Below are 22,688 nucleotides of genomic sequence, written 5' to 3' on the forward strand. Positions count from 1 at the left end.
CTCCCATAATGCTTATTGCTACCTTTTGATAGCGTTTCAACTCATCGTCAAATATTCTGCTATGAAATCAACGAACGCGCGCACTTTGGCGGACGACACCTCGCTGCGCTCCAGGTAGGTCGCGTAGATGTCAGCGTTGGGTAGCTTCCAGTCACCCAGCAATGGGATCAGTTCGCCCCGGGCCAGGTAGGGCGCGATTTCCCACGCTGAGCGGATGGCGATGCCATGGCCGTCCAGCGTCCAGCGCAGCACGGCGTTGCCATCGTTGCTCGATAGCACACTGTCGACTTTGACCGTCTCCGTGGACTTTCCGCGACGGAAATGCCAAGCGCCGTAGGCCGCATCGTTTTCCCGAACGATCAAGCAGGCGTGACGCACCAAATCATGCGGAACGGCCGGTCTGCCGTTCCGGGCGACATAGGCCGGCGAGGCGCATACAAGGCGGTGATTGCGCTGCAGCAACCTTGCGTTGATCCGGGTGCTGGGAGGATCGCCGAAGCGGATGCCGATGTCATAGCCGTGTTCGCGCAGGTTCAAGGGCTGGTCGGTCAATTGCAGTTGCACCCGTATGGCGGGATAGCGGGCAACGAACGCCGAAATGGCCGGTGCCACCCGTACACGACCGAAACCGTATGAGGCATTGACACGGAGCAGTCCGGCCGGTTCGGCATGGCCGCGGATCAGCACTTGCTCAAGTTCCTGCAATTCCCCGAGCAGGCGTGATCCCTCGGCCAGGTAGCGTTCGCCCTCCGGCGTGAGTGTCAGGCGTCGTGTCGTGCGATGGGTCAGGCGCACGCCGAGCCGCTTTTCCAAATGCGCCAGGCGCTTGCTGACCGCTGGCGGGGTGACGCCAAGTTCGCGCGCGGCCGCAGCCAAGCTGCGATGGCGCGCCACTAGGGTGAAAAGGCGGATGTCGGAGAACTCGGACATGATGCTCCAATTCGTTCTTATAAGTTATTAATTGAATAATTATAATTCAATAACGCCGTTCTGATGCAGGAATAGAATGGCCGTCGGAACATGGAGGCAAGGGATGTTCGAAGGCTTTTCCGACGTATCCGCCACGGTCGATGGCATCAAGATTCATGCGTTGATGGCCGGCGCCGGGCCGGCGCTGCTTCTGCTGCATGGACACCCTCAGACACACGCGATCTGGCACAAGGTGGCTCCGACGCTGGCGCGGCAATTCACGATTGTCGTTGCGGACCTGCGCGGCTATGGCGACAGCGGGAAGCCGCCAGGCGAGCCAGACCACGCCAACTATGCCAAGCGTCGGATGGCCTTGGACCAAGTGCGATTAATGCAGGCGCTGGGCCTGCCGACGTTCGCGGTGATCGGTCATGACCGGGGTGGTCGGGTCGCGGCGCGGATGGCGCTGGATCATCCAGATGTGGTATCCCGCCTGGTCACGCTGGATGTGGCACCCACGCTGGCGATGTACCAGCAGACCTCATTCGAATTCGCGCGCGCCTACTGGCACTGGTTCTTCCTCGTGCGACCGTCGCCTTTCCCAGAGACGTTGATCCGGGCCGACCCGGATCTCTACCTGAAGCAGACCATGGGAGCCCGCAGTGCCGGCCTGAAGCCTTTCGCGCCGGAGGCCTATGCTGCCTATCTGCGTTGCCTGTCCGATCCGGCAACCGCACATGGCATCTGCGAGGACTACCGTGCCTCGGTAGGTATCGACCTCGAACACGATCAGGCCGATCTTGCCGCGGGCAAGCAGATCCAATGTCCCTTCCTGGCATTGTGGGGACGCGATGGCGTGATCGAACGGTGCTTCGACCCTCTGGCCGAGTGGCGCCGCTGGAATCCCGGCGTAAAGGGTATGGCGCTGCCCTGCGGCCACTACATCCCGGAGGAAGCACCCGAGGTGTTGCTCGATCACGTCCTCGCCTTCCTGCCTTCATGAATGTCCTCGAGCCTGCCCATGCCAGCGACGACGCTTTACCGAAAACTGGTCGATTCGCACACCGTCGAACGCCTGGATGTCGACAACGTGCTGCTATATGTCGACCTGCACATCATGAACGAATACACCAGCCCACAAGCTTTTGCAGGACTGGCGCAACGTGGATTGCGGGTGCGGCGCCCACACCAGCAAATGGGCGTGGTCGATCACGTCATCCCCACGCGCCCGGTGCCGATCGCGGCGCGTACGATCGACATCGCCCCCGCCGCACGGCAAGCGGCGAACTTTGCCGCCAACTGCGCTGAGCAGGGGATCGAGCTGTTCGACGTGCGTGATCCGATGCAAGGAATCGAGCATGTCGTCGCGCCGGAACTTGGCCTGATCCGTCCCGGCATGGTCGTGTTGTGCGGCGACAGCCATACCACGACCTACGGTGCCCTCGGGGCACTCGGGTTCGGGATCGGCACGTCGGAAGTGGAGCATGTGCTTGCCACGCAGACTCTGGTGTATCGCGTGGCCAAGGACATGCGAATCCAAGTCGATGGTCGACTGCCTCTGGGGACGACGTCCAAGGACCTGATCTTGCACATCATCGCCAAGATCGGAGCACAAGGCGCGCGTGGCTATGCGGTCGAGTATGTCGGCGAAGCTATCGCCGCACTGTCCGCCGAGGCGCGCATGACCTTGTGCAACATGACCGTGGAAGCCGGTGCCCGCGCGGCGCTGATCGCGCCTGACGCGATCACATCCGACTACGTGTCCGAGCGGATCTGCGATATGGACGACGCTGCGCTGGCGGCCGCGCACACGGCATGGAAGCAACTCCGCACGGACGCATCGGCGCGTTTCGATGCCGAGCATCGATTCGATGCTTCCGAGGTCGCTCCCTATGTCACCTGGGGTACCAGTCCCGACCAGGCGGTGCCGGTAGACGGCACCGTGCCGCCGTTGAGCGATGCCGCGGGTGACATCGAGAGGGCGACTTGGCGTAAGGCACTGGATTACATCGGCTTGGCGCCCGGCACGCCGATCGAAGGTATTCCGATCGACCGCGTGTTCATCGGTTCGTGTACCAACGCCCGCATCGAAGACCTGCGCGAGGCAGCTCGGGTGGTGCGGGGGCGCAAGGTTGCCCCGGGCGTGCGGGCGATGGTGGTGCCTGGCTCCGGGCTGGTCCGTGACCAGGCCGAACGCGAAGGGACCGCACAGGTGCTGGTCGAGGCGGGATTCGAATGGCGGCAACCGGGCTGTTCGATGTGCCTGGCGATGAACGACGACGTACTCGCGCCGGGCGAGCGGTGCGCCTCCACGACCAATCGCAACTTCGAGGGCCGTCAGGGCCGGGGCAGCCGCACGCATCTGATGAGTCCGGCCATGGCTGCCGCTGCCGCGATTACCGGACGCATCGTGGACATTCGCAAGGAGTTCCGCGCATGAGCGAAACGCACCGTATCACAGGCGTGGCGGCGCCATTGCCAATCGGCAACCTGGACACCGACCAGATCATGCCCAAGCAGTTCCTGCTGGGGATCGACAAGAGCGGATTGGCAGACGGACTGCTGCATGACCTGCGTTTCGACACCGAAGGGCGGCTTCGCCCGGACTTCGTGCTCAACCGTCCGGAATATCGCGGCGCGCGCATTCTGTTGGGCGGGGCGAACTTCGGCTGCGGATCGAGCCGGGAGCACGCGGTATGGGGATTGCAGCAGGCCGGGTTCGATGCTGTCGTCGCGCCGAGTTACGGAGAGATCTTCTATTTCAATGCGATGAACAATCGCCTGCTGCTTGTCACCTTGCCGCCGGAGCAGGTCCAGGCGTTGATGGACAGCGTGGCGCATGGCCAGGAAAAGCGCCTGACCATCGACGTGGAGAAGCAAATCGTTTCCACGCCGCAGGGCGATGAATATCCCTTCGATTTGCAACCCAGGCAGAAGCGGATGCTGGTCGATGGCTTGGACATGATCGGCATGACCTTGCGCGATGCAGCAGCCATCGACCGGTTCGAAGCTGAGCATTGGCAGGTATCTCCTTGGTGCAGGATCGACCTCACCCAGGTGCGGGAAAGATAAAACGGTACGCCTCCCAGGTCGCACGAGCGGCCGCCAGCTCAACGTCCCGCGCACATTGGAAGTGACATTCCTCTTCAGCAGTGATGACGGCTCGCCCAAACCTCCGGTGAAGTGCTATATTAGGAAGCGATCGATTCCATATAATGGCCAGCATGGTTGTCCAATCTTCCTCATCGCCTCCACGCAGCCGGGGCCGTCCCCGCGAATTCGACGCCGACAAGGTGCTTGACCAAGCGGTACGCGTCTTTAGCGAGCGCGGCTATGCCGGTACGTCTATCACCGACCTGACCCGCGCCATGCGGCTGGCCCAGGGTAGCCTCTACAAAGCGTTCAAGGACAAGCAATCGCTTTTCCTGGCGGCGTTGGATCGTTACCGCGCCCAGCGAACGCAAAATCTGCGCCGGACCATTGACGACGGCGGCACAGGCCTAGAGCGCCTGCGCGCCGCGCTGACCTTCTACGCCGAATCCGCCCACGGCGCCACAGGACGGCAAGGCTGTCTGGTCGTCGCCAGTACGGTGGAGCTTTCGACGTTCGACCAATCTGTAGGTGATCGGGTCGCCGCTGCGCTGGCCTGCAACGAGGCCATGCTGGCTCACCTGATCCGCCAAGGGCAGGCGGACGGCTCGATCAAGAACCATGTCGATGCCGAAGTCACGGCGCAGATGCTGCTATGCCTGACGCAAGGCATGCGAGTGGTCGGTAAGACCGGGCGCAGCCGTGCACAGATGCAGGCCGTCGTGGCGACCGCGCTCAAGGCGCTGGCCTGATTTTTTTGCCAATTTAGGAAACGATCAATTCCTATTGAATCAGAGAGAAACTTCATGAAGATCGCTTTTCGAAAGCCTCGCGCACGGCGAGAGCCATCTGTACTGGGCAGCGTTATCGCGCAGCCCAGTGCGCCGGGCCGGACAGACGTGACGGGGGAAGACCATGCCCCAACTGCATCGGCAGGCCTGACGCTGCTGCTGGCAGTGGCCTGCGGCCTGGCCGCCGCCAATTTGTACTACGTGCAGCCGCTGGCCGGCCCGATCGCCGTGGCGCTGGGACTGTCGCCGCAGGCAGCCGGCCTGAGCGTGACACTCACCCAGCTTGGCTACGGGCTGGGCCTGCTGTTGCTCGTGCCGCTCGGCGACCTGATCGAGAACCGCCGGCTTACGCTTGGTTTGCTGGGGCTGGCGGCAATGGCACTGCTGGGTGCAGCGCTGGCACGCCAGCCATTGCCGTTCTTGGCGGCGGCGCTGGGCATCGGCCTGGGCACTGTAGCTGTGCAGGTGCTGGTGCCCTATGCTGCGCACCTGGCGCCCGAAGCGTCGCGCGGCCGGGCAGTGGGCAACGTGATGAGCGGACTGATGCTCGGCATCATGCTGGCGAGGCCGGTCGCCAGTTTCATCGCTGATCTGGCCTCGTGGCATGCCATGTTCCTGCTGGCGGCAGCCGCTATGCTGGTGCTGATCGTAGTGTTGGCCCGCACGCTGCCGGCTCGCCAGCCCAGCCTCGGCCTGCGCTACGGTGGCCTGCTCGCTTCCATGGGACATCTGCTGCGCGATACCCCGGTGCTGCGCCGACGCGCACTCTACCATGCCGCGCTGTTCGCGGCGTTCAGCGTGTTCTGGACGACAGTGCCGCTACTGCTGGCCGGCCCGGCGTTCGGGCTGTCGCAAAGCGGCATCGCGCTGTTCTCTTTGGCAGGGGCCGCAGGCGCGGTCGCCACGCCACTGGCCGGGCGCATTGCCGACCTGGGTCACAGCCACAGGGCCACCGCACTGGCGATGGGCATGGTGGCGCTGGCGTTCCCCTTGACGCACCTAGCGCAACCCGGTTCCGGCTGGGCGCTGGGCCTGCTGATGCTAGCCGCAATCGTGCTGGATTTTGGCGTCGCGGCCAATCTGACGCTGGGTCAGCGCGCCATCTTCACGCTGGACGCGAACATGCGTGGTCGACTCAATGGCCTCTATATGGCGGCGTTCTTCCTGGGCGGCTCGCTCGGCTCGGCGTTTGGTGCATGGGCCTATGCCCACGGCGGCTGGACGTGGACCTCCGGTCTGGGTGCCGCACTGCCGGTGGCGGCCCTGGCGTATTGGACGACGGAGAAACGTCTGGGGCGATTCCAACAAGTCACAACCAACGGAGCATGTCGATAACGACGATTGCATGGAACGGCTTCATGAAGATGACATTGCGCGTGGTCCGCAATCATCAAGGCTCAGGCGTTGCCGAAGCACGCAAGTCGGCCTATAAACTGCTGATGGATTTCGGCCAGGAGGTCGGGCAGCGCAAGTCCAGCCCGCAGATCGCCGGGCTCTACACGCCGGACAGACTGGTAGATAGTTGGTGGTGGTGGTCAATTTTCCACCCAAGCAGATCGGGCTGATCACATTGGAGTGCCTAGTGACAGGTATTCACTAGCCCACGACGCAGGTCAATGATCTTGGTCGATGGCCCCATCGTCCATGAACTCAAAGCGTGTCCGGCCAGTAAAGGACAGTACGGGTACGTCTACGCGCTCAACGCCTCCCGCAACCATGTGGTTTGCCACGGTGTTCCTTTCTCCGAGGACATCCTGCAGGACGGGGACATCGTCTAGGCCCAAGTCGCAAAAGCCAAATGCGTGGTTGTTGTCATCGCCGATATCAATCTCAGTCAGCAATCAAGCCACATCGGCGTCCGATGTGAACAGCTTGGGCCACGGGGCCGGATCGGCTCATACCCATCCACTGCACACAGTCAGCCTATGGCAAGCGCGCAGGTCCGATCAGCGAGTCGGGGCGGACAGGGATGGCGAAAACGGGGCGAGGTCGTCTCCGCTTTGTTTGTCGCGTCGAGGCCTGGTTTCGGTTCGACTGTCACCGGATTGGCTTCCCTCCGGTGTTGTCTCATGGACTCTCGCGCTGTTCCTCATGCCGCTCGCGCTCGCCCAGCATGGTTTGCTGCGGGCATTGCCTTTCTGGCGCTGGCGACGCGCGCCGCCGCTGCGGAAGTATGGCTCGTCACTGACTCGCATCATCCGGTCCTTGGCCAGGCTGACCGACACGTCGTCCTGGACGCGGGCGCGGTGCTCGAAGCGGAACTGGCCGCCAACTTGCCCACCGATCAAGAACGCGCCAGCGCCATCGTCCAGCAACGCCTGAAGCTGGGCGGTGCAGACATGCAGCGCCGGATCGGCATCGCTTACCAGGGCATCGTCGATGCCTGGAGCCTTGGCGTCACCAAAGTTCCGGCCATCGTGGTGGATCGCCGATACGTGGTCTATGGCGAGACGGACGTGGCCCGTGCGGTTGCCCGCATCGACCAATACCGGAGGACGCAGCCGTGACGAGGCGTCTGTCCGCGCCATCGCGACGCCAGCGGTTGGCCATCGCAGCGCTGCTGCTGGGGTGTTCCGCATCGTCCTTCGCACTGAACACTGCCACTATCGTGGCCTCCACTCTGTCGCCGGATTGCCTGGAATACCGCGTCACCGGCATCTGCTACTGGCTCTATTGCACCTGGACGGGCTGCACCGTGCGCACCTCGGTCAAGGTGCGCCACTACATCCCCGATGCTGTGGTGTCGAGCTACTCGAACACCGGCGAGAACCCCTGGGTCGAGGTGCGGGCGATGATCCTGCCGAACCCGACCGCGAAGGCCGGCGGCGACGGCACCACCAACGAGGATCACGAGAACAACCTGGCGAAGTTCAAGAACGCCGACGTCATCGGCCATCCCGGTGGCCATGTGTTCAGCCAGTTCGCCAGCGCGTCCGGCTACACCTGCGAGGGCGCCGGCACCGCCCAACATCCCCGAGGCGCTGTATCCGGAAGCACTGATTCCCGGCCGGCGCGAGATCGGCACGCGTACGGACATGAATCTCTGGGGCAACGTCTATCCGCGAGGCGGCTTCCTGCATCAGGTCGATGACCACAAGGCCGCAGCCGTGGTCGCCCAGCGCGCGGGTGACATCGTGACGCGCCGCAACCAGATCCACGTGTACCAGCCGCTGCTCGCCAGTTCGCGCGATGGCTACTGGCCAGCCGGCGCCCTGATGGAAACCGATGCCGCCACGGGCAAGTGGCAGGAGCTGACCCCCACGCTGTCCAGCAGTTGCGCGGTATTCCCCCACGGCAATGCCAAGGTGCAGGCCCGGCAAGGCGACTACGCCTGGGCATTGTGGCGTCCTTATAGCTGCTGCCAGCGCCGCGGCCAGATATTCCTCGGCAGCGTCGATTTCCTGTGAGGCCCGATGCCATGACGAATTCATTTCCGAACGCCCGTCGATTTCTGCACGTCGCATTGGCCGTTGTCGCAGCGCTGTGCTGCTCCAGCGCCGGGGCACAGACCAGCGTCAACGAGTACGGCGTCCAGCATCAGGGCAGCGTGATCGGCGATGACGTGCTCTACAGCATTGGAGGCGGCCGCGCGGTGTCCATGAGCGGTGCGGCCAACATGCACTCCATCGGTGTTGGCGTCGGCTGGAACAGCAACCTGATCTGTGGCGACATGAGCATCACCACCACGCTGCAGAACCAGTTGAACGGCATCACCAACGGCTTCCAGGCCATCATGTCCTCGGTGATCCAGAACGCCACCGCTGCCGTGGCGTCGCTGCCCGCGTTGATCATCCAGCGCGCCGATCCAGGGCTGTACAACCTGCTGACCAATGGGGTGCTGCAAGCCAGGCTGGATTTCGATCGCAGCAAGCTGACCTGCCGTGCCATCGCCAACCGCATGGCCGACATGGCGGGTGGGCAACTCGGTTGGGACCAACTCGCCGAAGGCATGGCGCTGAAGCAGGCCGTCGCGAGCACCGATGCGGTCTCGGCGATCGACGACGCCGAGGCGAACCGTGGCAACAATGGCGTTCCGTGGGTCGGCGGAGACAACGCCGGCGGCGCGGGCCAACGTCCGGTGCGCGTGGTCGGCGACGTGACCCGCGCCGGCTACAACCTGCTCAACGGCCGTGGCGTCGGCGACACCAGTTCGATTCCGCAAGCCAGTTGCGGCGGCAACCTGGCATGCCAGACCTGGAGTTCGCCCGATGCCGCCGCGGCCTGGGCAGTTCGCGTGCTGGGCGAGCAGGAGCAGCGCACCTGCGACGCATGCACCAAGACCGTCACCACGCCGGGCGTTGGCCTGACCCCACTGATCCAGGAGGAATACGAGGACAAGCTGCAGGCCCTGCAGGAACTGGTCGCCGGCAGCCGTCCAACCACGGCGCAGAACCTGCAGGCTGCGAGCAGCGCGTCGCTGCCCATCACCCGTGGCGTGGTCGAGGCCCTTCGCGACGAGACGGACCAGGACATCCTGGCTCGGCGCCTGGCCTCGGAGGTCGCGCTGGCCAGCGTGCTGGAGAAGGCACTGCTGCTGCAACGCACGCTGCTGACCGGGCGCAAGGAGCCCAACGTGGCCGCCAACGAACTGGCCCAGAAGGCCGTCACCCACGAAAGCGACATCCTCGATCGCGAGATTCACAACCTGAAGGCGGAGCTGGAACTGCGCCGCGAACTGGCCAGCAACTCGCCGATGGCGATCATCCAGCGCCACAGCACCCGTGCCGCCGGTGCGCGTGGCATCTACGAGGGCGACCCGGTACGCAATCGGATCGATGAACTGCAGCGGCCGCCGTCCGGCGGAAGCCATCCATGAATACCGTGGGGCGGTGCCTGCGCTGGCTGTCCAGCCGGCGTGCCATCCTGGTGCTGGTATGGGCGGTGTCGCTGCTGATCGCCGCGACCGCCGTCAATGTGGTCGGCATCCGCATCGCGGGCGGCATCGAGGGCTGGCAGCGCTGGATGGCGGCGCAATCCGGGGCCCTCCTGGCCTGGCGGTTGTTGCTGTACGCCGTCACCGCCTGGGGTTGGCTCTGGATGCACCATCGCCTGCGCGCGCGGGAACCGGAGCGCGCTGCCGGGCAGCGGCTGCTGCGCGCGGAGGTTGCGGCCATCGTCGCCGTGATCGTGCTGGAAGCCAGCTTGCTGATGCAGGCACGGTAGCGCAGGGTTCGCCATGACGCTGTTCACGACCGACTACCTGGAGTACTACCTGACGCTGGTGTCCTGGGTGGTCCACAACGGCATCTGGTCGGTGCTGGTCGCCAGCGGCATGTTCGCCGTCCCGTTCCTGGCGATCGTCATCCAGGAATGGCTGAAGGCCCGCGCGGAAGGCGCGGACGAGGGCAACAAGGGCGTGCTGTCCTCGGCTCGCATCGAGAACCGCGTCTTCGTCGCCATCGTGGTGATCATGTTCGCGGGCATCCCCTTCATCGACGTCGATCTCAACACCATCAAGTACGACCGTTCGCGTTCGACCCAATGCCAAGTGAATGTCCCGGAGCCGACCGATACGGGCTGGTCGCAATCGTTCAGCACGATCAACAACCAGTCGGCCAAGGTGCCGGTGTGGTGGTTCGCCATGCACGAGATCTCGCGCGCGATCACCGGCGCCTCTGTCGCGGCCATTCCCTGCGGCACCGACCTGCGGCAGATCCGCATGGACATCGACGCGACCCGCATCGACGACCCGGTGCTGGCCCAGGAGGTCAGCGACTTCACCCGCGACTGCTATGGCCCCGCCCGCGCCAAGCTGTTCATGACCCGGCCCAGCCTGAGCGAGGAGCAGATGCACGACGTCACCTGGATCGGCTCCAGCTACTTCGTCGGCACTGCCGGCTTCTACGACAGCTACCGCTCCAGGACACCGCGCGATGCCTGGCCGTTCGACGCCACGCGCGACGCCGGCCTGGCCCAAGTGCCCGGCGGAGGCGGCTACCCGACCTGCCGGCAGTGGTGGTCCGACGGCGGCCACGGCCTGCGGGCACGATTGCTGGCCCAGGTCGATCCCAACCTGCTGGCGCGACTGGCCGGCTGGGCGGGCTTCCTGAGCCAGGCCGAGGTCAACGACTCGGTGATCCGCGCCGTCGCCAGCCCTCGCCAGCAGAAGCTCAACCAGGGGGCGGTATACACCGACTACGGTGGCCAGATCGACATGACGCTGCCCAACATCGTCACCCGCGCTGCTAGCGACGTGGGGCTGACCGTCGGATCACTGGGCTATTTCCCGGCGATGGACGTGGTGCGGCAGGCGCTGCCGATGGTGCTGTCCCTGCTCAAGATGGCGCTGGTCATCTGCATCCCGCTGGTGCTGCTGATCGGCACCTATGACCTCAAGACCGTGGTCACGGTGAGCGTGGTGCAGTTCGCGCTGTTCTTCACCGAATTCTGGTTTCAGCTCGCCCGCTGGATCGACTCGACGATCCTCGATGCGCTCTACGGCTGGGGGTGGGGCTGGAACCGGCCGCACACGAACTTCGATCCGCTGGTGGGCCTCAACAACACCTTCGGAGACATGCTGCTAAACTTCGTGATGGCCACGATGTTCCTGGTGCTCCCGGCATTCTGGATTGGCGCATTGACTTGGGCTGGGATTCGGGCCGGAACTGTCGCAAATGCTTTCTCGGCAGGCACCAAGGACGCGGGCAACGCAGGCGGCAAGGGGCCAGGCGTCATGTCGAGGAAGCTGAAATGACTCAGCGATGAACGGCTTCAATCGTCTTCGCTGTACATCTCGTGAGAGGTGTCGTTGTAAAGGTTTGGATCGTAGCCAGGCGTTTGACGTAGTTCATCCAGACTCGCAGGAAATTGCAGGTCAAAATCGTCGTCGCCCCCCGACGTCTGCTCCGCCATCCTTGCTGCCACAGCGAGAGCGACCAGCATCAGCGCCACCCAGAATGCGACGTACAGCAACACCCCGAGGATCGCCAGCTTGACCACCCAGATCAGCACCCTTGCACCGCCTGCCGGCAGTCCCTGCGCCATCAGCCATCGATGCACTCGACGCTCCGCGCGCAGGTAACCACCCCATACGCTGCCCAGCCAGCGGCCGAGTCGCGCTGCAGTGGTCATGCCTGCGGTCTGCTTCATGGTGGCTACCTCATGGTCGTTCCACGGCCGCTGGGCAAGGCGGTGCCGGTCTCCTTCATCCCTGCCGCGCCGCGAATGCTTCGGCGGTCATGATCAGGCCGGGAAAGTCCTCTCGCATGGCGAGAATGTCCGCATCGCCCGTGATCAACGCATCCGCCTTGCCGACATGCGCGAGCACCAGGAACACCTGGTCCTTCTCGTCGCGGCAGACCGGCAGGTCTGGCCATGGTGCCGGAAGTTCCACCACATCGGCGTAGGGCAGGAAGTCCGCCAGCAACTCCTGCTGTTCCAAGGTAGACAGCTTGAACTTGGGATAGGCCAGGACGCGCAGGAGTTCACTGGCCGTCTCCCGGCAGACCAGCGGCTGCAACTGCTGTTGCTGCCAGGCTTGGCGTATCCAGGCCAGGCGTCCGGCATTGAAGATCAGCGCCGACAGCACGATGTTGGTGTCGAGCACGACCCTGTGCATCAGCGCCGTGCCCAGGCCACGGCATCCTCGACGTCCTGTTCGGTGATCCCGAGTTGCTCCAGCTTCTCGCGCACGGCCTGGGCCTTCTGGACCCGCACCGGCGTCAGGACGATCCGGCCGCCCTCGACGGTCACGTCGAAGTACTCCGCCGCATCCACGCCGGACACGGCCGCCTTGGGCAGCGTGATCTGATTTTTAGAGGTGAGCTTGGCAAGCATGGGAGACCTCCGTCAGTTACAAAGGAAATCTTACTTCCTTACTCCATTCTCGACAAGCATGTCTTTGGGCGTAGGGGTTTCAGGGCCTGCTGCGCTTCCAGCGCCGGTTGAAGCGGCCTGGTCCGGTGAAAACACAGTGCCTGTTCCGTCCGATCCTGGAGCGCACGAGATCCGCATTGATTGCGGCACAGGAAGCCGACTGCCCCTATACCAAAGGGCTTGTCGAAGGCCGAAGGGCTGGGGAAGGGGCAAGGGAATGGCCTCAACGGGAAAGGCCCTACCCGAAAAGGCCAAAAGGCTCCTCCGGCCAGCCCATCACCAGGATGTCGCCATGCTTTCGCTGTTCCAGCGCAAACGGGTGCCGCTGACCACAGCCGCCGCGCCACCTCCCGTCGAGCCCGCCAAAGGGCTGACGCCACCGCAGTCGGCCACATCGCTGCTGGCGGAGCCGCGCCGGCAGCGGCTGCTGGAACACATCTGGCAGCGCACCTCGCTGTCGCGTCGGCAGTTCCGCTCGCTGTACCTGGCGCCGCTGGAACGCTACGCCGAGCTGGTCCAGCAGTTCCCGGCCTCGGAGGCGCATCACCATGCCTGGCCGGGCGGCATGCTGGACCACGGCCTGGAGATCGTGGCCTACGCGCTCAAGCTGAGGCAGTCCCACTTGCTCCCGGCCGGCGCCTCGCCCGAGGCCCAGGCCGCGCAAGCCGAGGCCTGGACCGCCGGGACCGCCTACGCCGCGTTGCTGCACGACATTGGCAAGATCGCGGTCGATCTGCACGTCGAGCAGGCCGATGGCCTGGTCTGGCACCCCTGGCACGGGCCGCTGCGCCAGCCGTACCGCTTTCGTTACCGGACGGATCGCGAGTACCGGCTGCATGGCGCCGCCACGGGGCTGCTCTACACCCGTGTGCTCGATGCCGGCATCCTCGACTGGCTGAGCGACTACCAAGACCTGTGGTCGGCGCTGCTGTACGTGCTGGCGGGCCAATACGAGCATGCCGGCACGCTGGGCGAACTGGTCATCAAGGCCGACCAGGCATCGGTGGCCCTGGCGCTCGGCGGTGATCCGGCCAGGGCCATGGCGGCGCCGAAGCATGCGCTGCAGCGCAAGCTGCTCGATGGCCTGCGCTACCTGCTGCGCGAGGAATTCAAGCTGAACCAGCCCGGCGGCCCGTCGGATGGATGGCTGACCCAGGACGCACTCTGGCTCGTCAGCAAGACGGTCAGCGACAAGCTGCGCGCGCACCTCCTGTCGCAGGGCATCGAAGGCATTCCATCGAACAACACTGCCGTCTTCACGGTGCTCCAGGACCATGGCATCGTGCAGCCCGCCCCGGATGGGAAGGCGATCTGGCGGGCGACCGTCACGAGCGGCACAGGCTGGTCGCACAGCTTTACCTTCCTGCGCCTGTCGCCGGCCTTGATCTGGGAGTCGGGAGAGCGTCCCACATCGTTCGCTGGCACGGTCACGACGGAAGAGCCCCTCCCTGGCGAAGATGACGCGTCGACCCCCTCCGGTATCCCGGCCACCTCACCGTCCCCTGGGGTAGCGGATTGCCCGGCAGGGATCGCGGACCCGGTCTCCGATCTGCTGTCGATGCTCGATGCGTCCGACGCAGCCACCACCAGTGCATCGTCCGCCAGCGCGGAACCGCCATCACCATCCACCGCCGCACCTGCGACAGTGACCCATTTGGCGCCGACCAGTCCTGCCACCATGCCGGCTCCCGCGAAGGCCACGCCGTTCGGGGAAGCCTTCATCGCCTGGCTCAGGCAAGGCATCGAGTCGCGCAAGCTCATCATCAACGACGCGAAGGCACTGGTGCATACCGTCGATGGCACGGCGTACCTGGTCAGCCCCGGTGTTTTCCAGCGCTACGCGCAGGAACATCCGGAGATCCAGGTGCTGGCCCGGCAGGACAATCTGCACGACTGGCAATGGGTGCAGAAGCGCTTCGAGAAGCTGGGACTGCACCGCAATCAGGACAGCGGCCTGAACATCTGGACCTGCGAAGTCACCGGGCCGCGCAAGTCGCGGCGGTTGCACGGCTATCTGTTGATGGCGCCTTCGGCATTGTTCGCGGAAGTCCCGCCGGACAACCCCTACCTGTCCCTGGTGCGTGGCTAAGAGTCTCCTCGCTACACACGGGCAACGCACCTGCCGACCCTATGTCTTGCATCGTCGATCCCCCTCATGCTCGATGGGCGACCCAACCCTTGAAGGTGAACGCGCAATAGAAAAGGTCGATGTCCGTGAATCCAGCCTCGCGGAGCAGATCGACATCCTGCGCGGGCGAAAGCACGGGCAGCCGTTCCTTGATCGCCGCGATGCTGCCTTCGGCTTGACGCACTGGTACGCCGGAAGCAGCCGCAAACGCCGCATTGCGCGAGAGCCATCTGTCCCTGACGGGATCGTCGCCGGGAAAACTGTGATGCGTGACGACAAGGGACGCACCGGGCTTGAGTCGCAGGTGTATTTGCTGCAGCGTCTTCAGCCGCTCGGCTGGCGGCAGGAAATGCAGTGTCAGCAGGCAGGTCGCGCCATCGAAGGGCCCCTTGGGGGCGCTGTCGATATAGATGCGCGCGTCGGCCGGCGCGCGTTCGGCCAGCAGCACGCCCGCCATCCGGTGCAGGTCGCGCAGGCCCGGCACGATCCTCGCGGTTCTTTCCGCATAACCCGATACCGCCGTCGGGTCGGAGAACGACGTCATCGAGCGCGGCCTTCCGCTTGCGCTGGCTCGATCGTCTCGGGCCAAAGCAGTGATCGGTGAATCTGGGCGCCGGTCATGGCACCGTTGCCCACGGCCAGCGACACCGAATGCGGTGCCCGCGCGACATCGCCGCAGGCAAAGATCCCAGGCACCGAGGTCTTGCTCTCGGCATCCGTGCGGATCTGGATGCCCATGGGCGTTTCTTCCAGTGCACAGCCGATTGTCCTGGCCAAAGGGTCGGAGGGAACGGTTCGCGTTGCAACAAACAGGCCCGCAAAGCTCAGTCGCCTTCCGTCCACCAATGTCACGTCGGCATGCCCCTCGATTTTGTCGATGCGCGCCTCTTCGATGACCACGCCTCGGCGTTCCAAAGTGGACCTGATTTCCTCATTGAGTTCCAATGCACCGTTGACGAACAAGGTGACATCCCCCCAATCCGTGAGCAGTTCAGCCTGATGGATGGACATCGGGCTGGCACCGACGATGCCGATGCGGCCTTGTCCAAGTTCATAGCCATGGCAGTACGGGCAGTGAAAAACCGTCTTCCCCCAGCGTTGCGCGAGCCCGTCGATGGCTGGAAGCTGGTCGGTCACCCCCGTCGCCAACAGAATGCGTCGCCCCAGGTGCGACTCGCCATCAGCCGTCGTGACGGTGAATTCATCCGCCTGCCCGGCGACAGCTTCCACCCGACCTTCAAGCCAGGTCAGCGTTGGATAGGCTTGAAGCTGGCGGCGTGCGTTTGCAGCGATTTCACCTGGCGGCACACCATCCTGGCCGAGAAATCCGTGTGAATGGCTGGCGAAGCGGTTGCGCCGCTGGCCCGCATCGATCACCAGCACTGACCTGCGTGCGCGCACCAGTTGCAGGGTCGCGGCCATTCCTGAGTAGCTTCCGCCGACGACGATCACATCGTGATTCATGATTGATTCCTTGAATGTCGTAAAGCCGCATGCCGGCGTGCGAAGTCAGAGGCCAGATCGGCAAGGGTGATTTCCGAGAACCGCTTCAGCAGCAGCGCCTCGGCTTCGGCAAACGTGCCTTCGAGTGCCGCATTGACCGTCTGCTCGACCAGACACTCCGGTGTCTCGTTGCGGTTGCCGATGGCAAACGTCGCCGGCTCGCCCAGGGCTTCGTGCAACTGACGCAGGGTGACGCTGCCAAGGTCGGCGTGGATACGCCATCCTCCTGAGTGACCTCGTTCGGAGGTGACGATCCCCGCTTGCCGCAGGTATCCCATCGTGCGCCGAACGACGACCGGGTTGGTTCCCAGGCATAGCGCCAAGGTTTCTGAGGTAACGGGTCCATCCTGCTCGGCCATGTGCAGCAGCGCATGCAGGACAGACGAGAGGCGGCTGTCTCTTTTCATGAAACAAATGATGTTACGAAAAAGGTCGCGTGTCAAATGCGAGGTGGCAATGAACGCCTGGCAAGTCACAACCTTGACGTACAAGAACGTTGTTGACGCCTCACCGCCATGACGGCATGGCTATTCGGCGTCGTTCTCTTCCTCGGACAGTTGCGCCTCGGTCGCGGCCATCAGTGCCGCGGCCGAGCACCCCAGCCCCTTCGCGATCCGCAGGATCAACACCAGCGTGGGCATGTGCTCGCCGCGCTCGATCTTGCCCATGTGCGACCGGGCGATGCCCGCCTGTTCCGCGAGCACCTCCTGGGCCAGCCCCTGCGCGGTCCGTGCCTCGCGCACGGCAACGCCGAAAGCGCGCGCTGGCTCGCTTTCATAGGTTCTTGTCCCTGCGGGTCTGCCGCGTTGCACCGATCGCTTCTGCATCAACAGAAGCGTCACGCGCCAAGCGAATTTAAACCACGTTAAACTTATCTCATCAACCGGTTGCGCCCGGTTTTTTCCAGTGTCGGCGTTGTACAGGTGACACGATGATCGCTTCCGAGCCCTTGAACATTGCCCTGTCGGACTGCCTGGCCTATCCCCGGTTGTCGGTGCCGATGGCGGAACATCGCCGGCGCCATCCGGACCACCCCATTCGCCTTCATAAAGAACGCCTGGAGGACCTGCATCGAGGACTGCTCGCGGGGGCTTTCGAGGCGGGCCTCTGCCAGTCGCCCGCAGCCCCTGAAGGCATCGATGTCCGCCCCGTCTGGCGCGATGCGCTGGCACTGGCCGTGTCTGCCCATCACCCCTTGCTGGCCTTCGCGTCAGTGTCCCTGGAGCAGGCCGCCGACCACCCTTGGATCGCCCTGGATGCCCGCGACTGTGTGGGCTACTGCGGGCAGATCGACACGCTGCTGACGGCGGCCGGCGTCTTCCCCTCGGACGTCACGACGGCCACATCGTTCGGGTTGATGATGACCCTGGTGGCCGCCGGCTACGGCGTCTGCCTGGCACCCGCCGCCCGCATCGAGGGCCATCGTTCCCTTGGCGTTGTCCAGCGTCCCTTGCAAGAGGGCGCGCTGACGCTCACCACCTACTTCCTGAGCCGTCGAAATACGGACAGCACCCACCTGGAGCGGTTCTTCCAATCGCTCCAGGCAAGCGCCTGACCGAACTTCGGCGCGACCCTGGCTTGATCAGTCTCCGGGCGTCGCTTCGGCGACATCGGCAGCGACGGCTTCGCGCACCAGCCGCTGCACGCTTTGCCGGACCTGCTCAGGAAACTCGGTCGTCACGACTGGCTCGCTCGCCTGCATGCACTGTGCGGCCACCAGCCGCGCGGCAAGGTGCAGGTTCGTTGGGTTGACGGCTTCGATGGCCGGCCGTGTCCCGAGGGCCTCATATGAGCGCAGGAGAGCGTGGTAGATGTCCCAGGTGTCGATGCCCCGTGGCAGTTGCTTCAGGACGGACTGGACCAGCCTGCGCTTGAGCGGATCGAGTTGCCAGTCTGGCACTCGCTGCCCGCGATGCCCCATGTGGATCGACAGCAGGTTGCCGGCCTGGATCTCGTAGGTGATCCAGCGGCGCGACTTGCCCGCGAGCCTGGCGTAGTCCGCCACCGAGAGGTTGTGCGGCGCCTCGAAGATCTCCAGCACCGGCTCGTTGCGGATTTCGGCGATGGTGATCAATCGTTTCGGCGAACGTGATCAGTCTGGAAGGTGGTGTTGCGCGGTCAATGGATTATAGCGACGGTGATCACGATCAGGCGTCAGCGGACTCGGATTTCGTTTTCTTTCTCATCGAATCGCCCTTGACCGGAAGCTTGTGGGCCTGATGCACGAGCCGATCGAGAATCGCATCGGCGAGCGTGGGGTCCTGCAGCCACGCGTGCCAGTGTTCGAGCGGCAACTGGCTGGTGATCACAGTCGAGCGCGTACCGACACGATCATCAAGTACCTCAAGCAGATCATTGCGCGCCGCCTGGTCGAGATCCTGCAAGCCCCAATCGTCGAGGATCAGCACATCAATCTTCGCGAGTTGCGCAAGCCGACGTGTGAAGCTGCCGTCGCCGTGCGCGATTTTCAGCTCTTCGAACAGCCGCGCGACGCGCACATAGAACACGGAGAAGCCCTGCCGGCACGCCTGCTGGCCGAACGCGCAAGCGAGCCACGTCTTGCCCGCGCCGGTGGGGCCGGTCAGGATCAGGTTCTGAGCATTGCGCACCCAGTCGCAGCCGGCGAGCGTGGCGACGATGCGCTGGTCCAGCCCACGGGTTTGCCGGTATTCAATGTCTTCGACGCAGGCCTGTGGGTTCTTGAGCTTCGCGGCGCGCAGCAAACGTTCGAGTCGTCGCGTATCACGCCAGGCCAGCTCGCGATCTACGAGCATGCCCACGCGTTCCTCGAATGACAGGCTGGTGCTTGCCGTGAGCGTTGACTGCTCCTCGAACGCGCGAGCCATGCCGTCCAGTTTGAGCGCCTTTAGCTGGGTAAGGGTGTGCTGCATCAACATCGTGACCTCCTTCGGGTCAGTGGTAGTAGTCGGGGCCGCGCACGTTCTCGTGCTCGGGCGAGCGCCATTCGGCGGGCGTGGTCGGGAGCGAGGGCTGCAGGTCAAGTCCCGCTTCCAGGATTGACAGCACGGAGCGACGCGTGGGCGAGCCGATCTTCAATGCACGCTGGCATGCGGCCTCGAGGCGGTGTTTGCCGTACTTGCGCGCGAGCGAGAGAAGACCGAGACAGGCGCGATAGCCCATCTCGGGGTGAGGTTTGTTGGTCAGCAGATGCCGCACGACAGCCTCGGCGCCGGGGCCGACGGATGCGCCCCAGTTGAGCAGGCGCCCAGGCGTCCATTCCATGTGCGCGCGATGCGCAGCCGGCATGTGTTCGGCGATGGTCGTGTGTTTGCCTTTGAGGCGCGAGCGAGCGTGCGCAGCGACACGCTTGCCGCCATGCAGGATCTCTACGCCGTGGCGTGTGATACGCGCCCAGACCTCCTGCCGTGCGAGGCTATGCGGGACGCTGTAATAGTGGCCGCCGACATCGACGTGGTAATCGATGTTCACACGGCACTTCTGGAAGGTGGCGATCTCGTAGCGACGCACGGGCAACGGGCGCAGGACGGGTTGGTCCAGCCGTTCGAACCATTCACGCCGGTTGCCTTCGAGCCGCTTGAACGGGCGCTGGTTTAGGTCGGCGATCAGTTCTGCAATCGCCTTGTTGAGTTCAGCCAGACTGTAGAAGCGATAGTGGCGCAGTCGGGCCAGCACCCAGCGCTCGACGATCTGCACGCCGACTTCGACCTTGGCCTTGTCCTGCGGTTTGCGCGGACGCGCCGGCAGCATCGCGGTGCCGTAGTGGTTCACGAAGTCCTGCGTGGTCGTGCCGAGTCCGGGTTCGTAACGGTCGGGTCGCGCGATCAGCGCCTTCGGGTTGTCGGGCACGAGCAGCTCGGGCACGCCGCCAATGAACTCTAGCGCATCGCACAGGCTGCCGATCCAGTCCGCCATCGTCTCGGTGCGCGTCGCGCACGCGAACGTGTTGTTGGATGCGCCGAGCACGGCAACGAACACGTGCGCCTCGAACTCGACGCCGCCATCGCTCGCCAGGACCGGCACGGTGGGACCCGCGAAGTCCGCGAACAGCTTCTCGCCGGCGCGGTGCTGCTGACGCATCGAGCGCTTGATCGACTTCGCCCAGTCCTTGTACTTCTGGCAGAACTGCGTGTAGCGGTACGTCCGCTGGCCGGGGTTCGCTTCAGCGTATTCTTCCCACAGCAGTTGCAGCGTCACGCCCTTGCGGCGCAGCTCGCGATGCAATGCCGTGTAGTCGGGCTCGATGCGTCGCGTCGTCGTCGCCGCGGCATTGGTTGCCGCAGGCCTCAGGCGCGCGTCCAGTTCGTCGTCGGACATTGCTTCGGCTGCCGCCCAATCGAGTCCCGCCTGGCTGGCTTGGGCCGCGAACTTCGAGACGGCACCGACGCTGATGCCGATAGCCCGGCTGATCTGCCGATGCGTCAGGCCACACGCCCACTTTAGTCGCAGGACTTCCTTCAATTTGCGCATGCTCATCCGAGGTGTCGGCATCGGCACTTCTCCCGCAAAAAAGGGAGCAGGCTAACGCCGTCGGTGAATACATGCGCAACGCCACCGCCAGACTCAAACCCGGATTACGTTCCGGTTACGTGATCACCCGTTTCGGTCCCGTGATCGCTCATTCCGGCATCGTGATCACGCGTTTCGGAAACCTGTGATCAGCGATCACGATCAACCGAAACGGGTGATCACGATCATTCGGAATCCATGATCACGATCCGCCGAAATGCGTGATCACGTTCGCCGGAATACGCAAACACATTCCATTCAATTGCTTGATCGTGTGTCAGACAGGACCGTTAGCGGCCAGCCCCCAGCCCGCCACAATATAGTGTCCCGCCATGTCGTAACCGCGTTCGAGCCTCGCCGACACGAGCTCTGATCAATTCGAGCAACTCATGCCTCTTCGGCAAACCTACACTCATATGCAGGCAACGCACGCCTGTGCGAGTGGCTGATCGGCCGGACTCGCCCTCCCCTGGAATAGCGCGGCCCGAGCATCTTGCGCTGCATACAACAAATGTTGGCAGGCGATGAGCATTGCCGAGAGCGCCGCGCTCGAATAGCCGCACCGACTACATTCGACGAACATGATTGATTTTGCGGAAGAGCAGATAGCTGCCAGAGAGCTCCGAAACACCGCGTGCCACGAAGCGGGTCACAAGATGCTTTACGAGCGCTTCGGCGGCGCTGGCGACGCAGTCGTGTGGAAAAACGAGAACGGCAATCCAGACGAGAGCGCATGGCTGGGCCAGTTCCGTCCCCGTACCTGTCCCGAGCTGATGCGCAAGGCGGCGCTGAACCATGGGTTTGCCGCTCCCAAGCTACCTGCGAACTGGAAGATGCTCGTCGGCATGGCTGGCATGTTGGCCGACGAAATCCTGAGCGGCGAAACGGATGATACCGGCGCTATGGCGGATTCCCTGTTTTGCAGAATTTCCTTTGGAGAGGCATCGGCCTCCGACCTCGCGCTCATGGGCGTCACAGATATCGATAGCTGCGGACTGAGCTACGACGTTGTCGACGAAGTCGTGCGGATGCTGCGAGAGGGATGGCCGGTCGTGCAGGAAGAAGCAGAGTATTTGATAAAGTCCGCTGCAAGCTGAACCGGCTTGCGACGGGACGGTGTGAGACATTACGCGAGTAACCCACCATGGCGCACACGAAGACCAACATTGCTGGCAAGGACGTCTACATCGTCGAATCGCACCATCACGTCTTGCAATCGTGGGGGGAAATCCGTCGGGCCTTGTCGGCCGCACCGGTACTCCTCACGCTCGATCATCACACCGACACCTACGAACCGTTCTACCGGCACTTGTTCGACGCCACGCGCCGGCAGTCGGGTGAGGCTCGGGCTACAGCCATGGAGGCGTTGTTGCCTGGCTTGATCGCAGCCCTACGCTTCGACGACGAGGCGTCTGTGCTGAACGCCATCGGCAAGCTCAGCAACGACGAGCACATCACAACCGCGATCGCGGCAGGGATTCTGTCCCGCGCCTTTGTCATCAACCTCTCCTACGAGACATGCAGCCAGGCGGGCGTACTCTACGAGGCGGGGTCCATGTGCGCCGTGGGTTGCGCAAAGGCGTCGCACGACGACGCGTGCACGTCGGTCCGTTCCGCGCAGGTGCTGGAGTCGGTCTACCTCGACCGCGAACTTAATGTCCTCAGCACGATGGCCGGAGACGACGGCGTGCCGGCGCCGGAGGCCGAACCCTACGTATTGGACATCGACCTCGACTACTTTCATTCCGAGAGGTCTATCGCCCCGGATGACCCCGCGACCTTCTACCGCCTGGTGCGCAACGCGATCGCGGTCACGATCGCCACAGAGCCCGAGTACGTCGAGGACTGCCGGGACGATGGATCTGACGTCACGGGCGAATCACTCCTCGAACGCATGAAGCAGCACATCGCCGCGGCCATCGCCTGACCGGCGGTCGTCGGGCGACAGGGGACCACGGGACGGG

The 22,688-nt window shown here is 64.0% G+C and carries 24 protein-coding genes and 3 pseudogenes; 16 read left to right on the forward strand and 11 right to left on the reverse strand.

Annotated features, from left to right (window positions below):
• Positions 1-36 precede the first annotated feature (36 nt).
• Positions 37-930, reverse strand: coding sequence for a LysR family transcriptional regulator (locus DTA15_RS37380; protein WP_006489030.1), 894 nt, complete (start codon positions 928-930; stop codon positions 37-39).
• 103 nt (positions 931-1,033) lie between these two features.
• On the opposite strand from DTA15_RS37380, the gene DTA15_RS37385 reads away from it, so the two are divergent.
• From DTA15_RS37385 to DTA15_RS37445, 12 genes and pseudogenes are all read left to right on the forward strand, one after another.
• A complete protein-coding gene (locus DTA15_RS37385) occupies positions 1,034-1,912 on the forward strand; it encodes an alpha/beta fold hydrolase (protein ID WP_012492794.1) in 879 nt (292 codons plus the stop codon).
• An 18-nt stretch (positions 1,913-1,930) separates the two neighbouring features.
• Positions 1,931-3,349, forward strand: a complete 1,419-nt coding sequence (gene leuC / locus DTA15_RS37390; protein ID WP_006489039.1) for a 3-isopropylmalate dehydratase large subunit — start codon at positions 1,931-1,933, stop codon at positions 3,347-3,349.
• Positions 3,346-3,981: a 3-isopropylmalate dehydratase small subunit gene (leuD, locus tag DTA15_RS37395; RefSeq protein WP_006489026.1), complete on the forward strand. Its 636-nt coding sequence runs from the start codon at positions 3,346-3,348 to the stop codon at positions 3,979-3,981. The genes leuC and leuD overlap by 4 nt, the downstream gene beginning before the upstream one ends.
• A 143-nt stretch (positions 3,982-4,124) precedes the next feature.
• A complete protein-coding gene (locus tag DTA15_RS37400) occupies positions 4,125-4,751 on the forward strand; it encodes a TetR/AcrR family transcriptional regulator (protein WP_006489013.1) in 627 nt (208 codons plus the stop codon).
• A 54-nt stretch (positions 4,752-4,805) separates the two neighbouring features.
• Positions 4,806-6,125, forward strand: a complete 1,320-nt coding sequence (locus DTA15_RS37405) for an MFS transporter (protein WP_006489044.1) — start codon at positions 4,806-4,808, stop codon at positions 6,123-6,125.
• Between the two features lie 23 nt (positions 6,126-6,148).
• Positions 6,149-6,355 (forward strand): hypothetical protein, encoded by a 207-nt coding sequence (locus tag DTA15_RS37410; RefSeq protein WP_006489029.1) that lies wholly within the window; start codon positions 6,149-6,151, stop codon positions 6,353-6,355.
• Positions 6,356-6,393: 38 nt separating this feature from the next.
• Positions 6,394-6,565, forward strand: a pseudogene (locus DTA15_RS39370) (type I methionyl aminopeptidase); the annotation flags it as partial.
• Positions 6,566-6,859: 294 nt separating this feature from the next.
• On the forward strand, positions 6,860-7,297 hold the full coding sequence (locus DTA15_RS37425; protein ID WP_012492797.1) for a TIGR03757 family integrating conjugative element protein: 438 nt from the start codon (positions 6,860-6,862) through the stop codon (positions 7,295-7,297).
• A pseudogene (locus tag DTA15_RS37430) lies at positions 7,294-8,197 on the forward strand (TIGR03756 family integrating conjugative element protein). Before DTA15_RS37425 ends, DTA15_RS37430 begins: the two are co-directional and overlap by 4 nt.
• Before the next feature lie 11 nt (positions 8,198-8,208).
• Entirely contained in the window at positions 8,209-9,606 is a 1,398-nt protein-coding gene (locus DTA15_RS37435) for an integrating conjugative element protein (protein WP_006488999.1), read from the forward strand.
• The gene (locus DTA15_RS37440) at positions 9,603-9,953 is read left to right on the forward strand and encodes a hypothetical protein (protein WP_012492798.1); all 351 of its coding nucleotides are present in this window, start codon (positions 9,603-9,605) and stop codon (positions 9,951-9,953) included. Before DTA15_RS37435 ends, DTA15_RS37440 begins: the two co-directional genes overlap by 4 nt.
• 13 nt (positions 9,954-9,966) lie before the next feature.
• Positions 9,967-11,484, forward strand: a complete 1,518-nt coding sequence (locus DTA15_RS37445) for a conjugal transfer protein TraG N-terminal domain-containing protein (RefSeq protein ID WP_006489021.1) — start codon at positions 9,967-9,969, stop codon at positions 11,482-11,484.
• 17 nt (positions 11,485-11,501) lie between these two features.
• Here the strand turns inward: DTA15_RS37445 and DTA15_RS37450 are convergent, their stop codons facing one another.
• Genes DTA15_RS37450 through DTA15_RS37460 form a run of 3 tightly spaced genes read right to left on the reverse strand, consistent with a single transcriptional unit; the run spans position 11,502 to position 12,566 of the window.
• Entirely contained in the window at positions 11,502-11,879 is a 378-nt protein-coding gene (locus tag DTA15_RS37450) for a DUF3742 family protein (protein ID WP_006489024.1), read from the reverse strand.
• Between the two features lie 55 nt (positions 11,880-11,934).
• Positions 11,935-12,348: a putative toxin-antitoxin system toxin component, PIN family gene (locus DTA15_RS37455; RefSeq protein ID WP_006489018.1), complete on the reverse strand. Its 414-nt coding sequence runs from the start codon at positions 12,346-12,348 to the stop codon at positions 11,935-11,937.
• A complete protein-coding gene (locus DTA15_RS37460) occupies positions 12,348-12,566 on the reverse strand; it encodes an AbrB/MazE/SpoVT family DNA-binding domain-containing protein (protein WP_006489017.1) in 219 nt (72 codons plus the stop codon). The genes DTA15_RS37455 and DTA15_RS37460 overlap by 1 nt, the downstream gene beginning before the upstream one ends.
• A 331-nt stretch (positions 12,567-12,897) precedes the next feature.
• On the opposite strand from DTA15_RS37460, the gene mobH reads away from it, so the two are divergent.
• On the forward strand, positions 12,898-14,694 hold the full coding sequence (gene mobH, locus DTA15_RS37465) for a MobH family relaxase (RefSeq protein ID WP_006489004.1): 1,797 nt from the start codon (positions 12,898-12,900) through the stop codon (positions 14,692-14,694).
• 64 nt (positions 14,695-14,758) lie between these two features.
• Here the strand turns inward: mobH and DTA15_RS37470 are convergent, their stop codons facing one another.
• The 4 genes from DTA15_RS37470 to DTA15_RS37485 form a co-directional block, all read right to left on the reverse strand.
• Complete coding sequence (locus DTA15_RS37470; protein WP_006489022.1) at positions 14,759-15,277, reverse strand: class I SAM-dependent methyltransferase; 519 nt, start codon at positions 15,275-15,277, stop codon at positions 14,759-14,761.
• Positions 15,274-16,197, reverse strand: coding sequence for an NAD(P)/FAD-dependent oxidoreductase (locus tag DTA15_RS37475; RefSeq protein WP_006489015.1), 924 nt, complete (start codon positions 16,195-16,197; stop codon positions 15,274-15,276). The genes DTA15_RS37470 and DTA15_RS37475 overlap by 4 nt, the downstream gene beginning before the upstream one ends.
• Positions 16,194-16,643: an Rrf2 family transcriptional regulator gene (locus DTA15_RS37480; protein WP_009618094.1), complete on the reverse strand. Its 450-nt coding sequence runs from the start codon at positions 16,641-16,643 to the stop codon at positions 16,194-16,196. The genes DTA15_RS37475 and DTA15_RS37480 overlap by 4 nt, the downstream gene beginning before the upstream one ends.
• A 120-nt stretch (positions 16,644-16,763) precedes the next feature.
• Positions 16,764-17,063 carry a helix-turn-helix domain-containing protein gene (locus tag DTA15_RS37485; RefSeq protein ID WP_009618091.1) on the reverse strand — a complete coding sequence of 100 codons (300 nt, stop codon included), beginning with the start codon at positions 17,061-17,063 and terminating at the stop codon, positions 16,764-16,766.
• A 104-nt stretch (positions 17,064-17,167) separates the two neighbouring features.
• Between DTA15_RS37485 and DTA15_RS37490 the strand changes: the two genes are divergently transcribed.
• Complete coding sequence (locus DTA15_RS37490) at positions 17,168-17,791, forward strand: LysR family substrate-binding domain-containing protein (protein WP_006489045.1); 624 nt, start codon at positions 17,168-17,170, stop codon at positions 17,789-17,791.
• A 27-nt stretch (positions 17,792-17,818) separates the two neighbouring features.
• Here DTA15_RS37490 and DTA15_RS37495 read toward each other — a convergent pair.
• The 3 genes and pseudogenes from DTA15_RS37495 to istA all read right to left on the reverse strand — a co-directional run.
• Positions 17,819-18,277 (reverse strand): annotated as a pseudogene (locus DTA15_RS37495) (tyrosine-type recombinase/integrase); the annotation flags it as partial.
• 106 nt (positions 18,278-18,383) lie between these two features.
• Complete coding sequence (gene istB, locus DTA15_RS37500) at positions 18,384-19,133, reverse strand: IS21-like element IS408 family helper ATPase IstB (protein ID WP_006397350.1); 750 nt, start codon at positions 19,131-19,133, stop codon at positions 18,384-18,386.
• Between the two features lie 16 nt (positions 19,134-19,149).
• Complete coding sequence (istA, locus tag DTA15_RS37505; protein WP_012492800.1) at positions 19,150-20,706, reverse strand: IS21-like element IS408 family transposase; 1,557 nt, start codon at positions 20,704-20,706, stop codon at positions 19,150-19,152.
• 599 nt (positions 20,707-21,305) lie between these two features.
• On the opposite strand from istA, the gene DTA15_RS37510 reads away from it, so the two are divergent.
• Both DTA15_RS37510 and DTA15_RS37515 read left to right on the forward strand, forming a co-directional pair.
• Positions 21,306-21,821: a hypothetical protein gene (locus DTA15_RS37510; RefSeq protein WP_012492801.1), complete on the forward strand. Its 516-nt coding sequence runs from the start codon at positions 21,306-21,308 to the stop codon at positions 21,819-21,821.
• Between the two features lie 47 nt (positions 21,822-21,868).
• Positions 21,869-22,651, forward strand: a complete 783-nt coding sequence (locus tag DTA15_RS37515; RefSeq protein WP_006489001.1) for a peptide arginase family protein — start codon at positions 21,869-21,871, stop codon at positions 22,649-22,651.
• Positions 22,652-22,688: the final 37 nt, after the last annotated feature.

It is taken from the genome of Burkholderia cenocepacia (assembly GCF_900446215.1).
Taxonomy (GTDB): Bacteria; Pseudomonadota; Gammaproteobacteria; order Burkholderiales; family Burkholderiaceae; genus Burkholderia; species Burkholderia cenocepacia.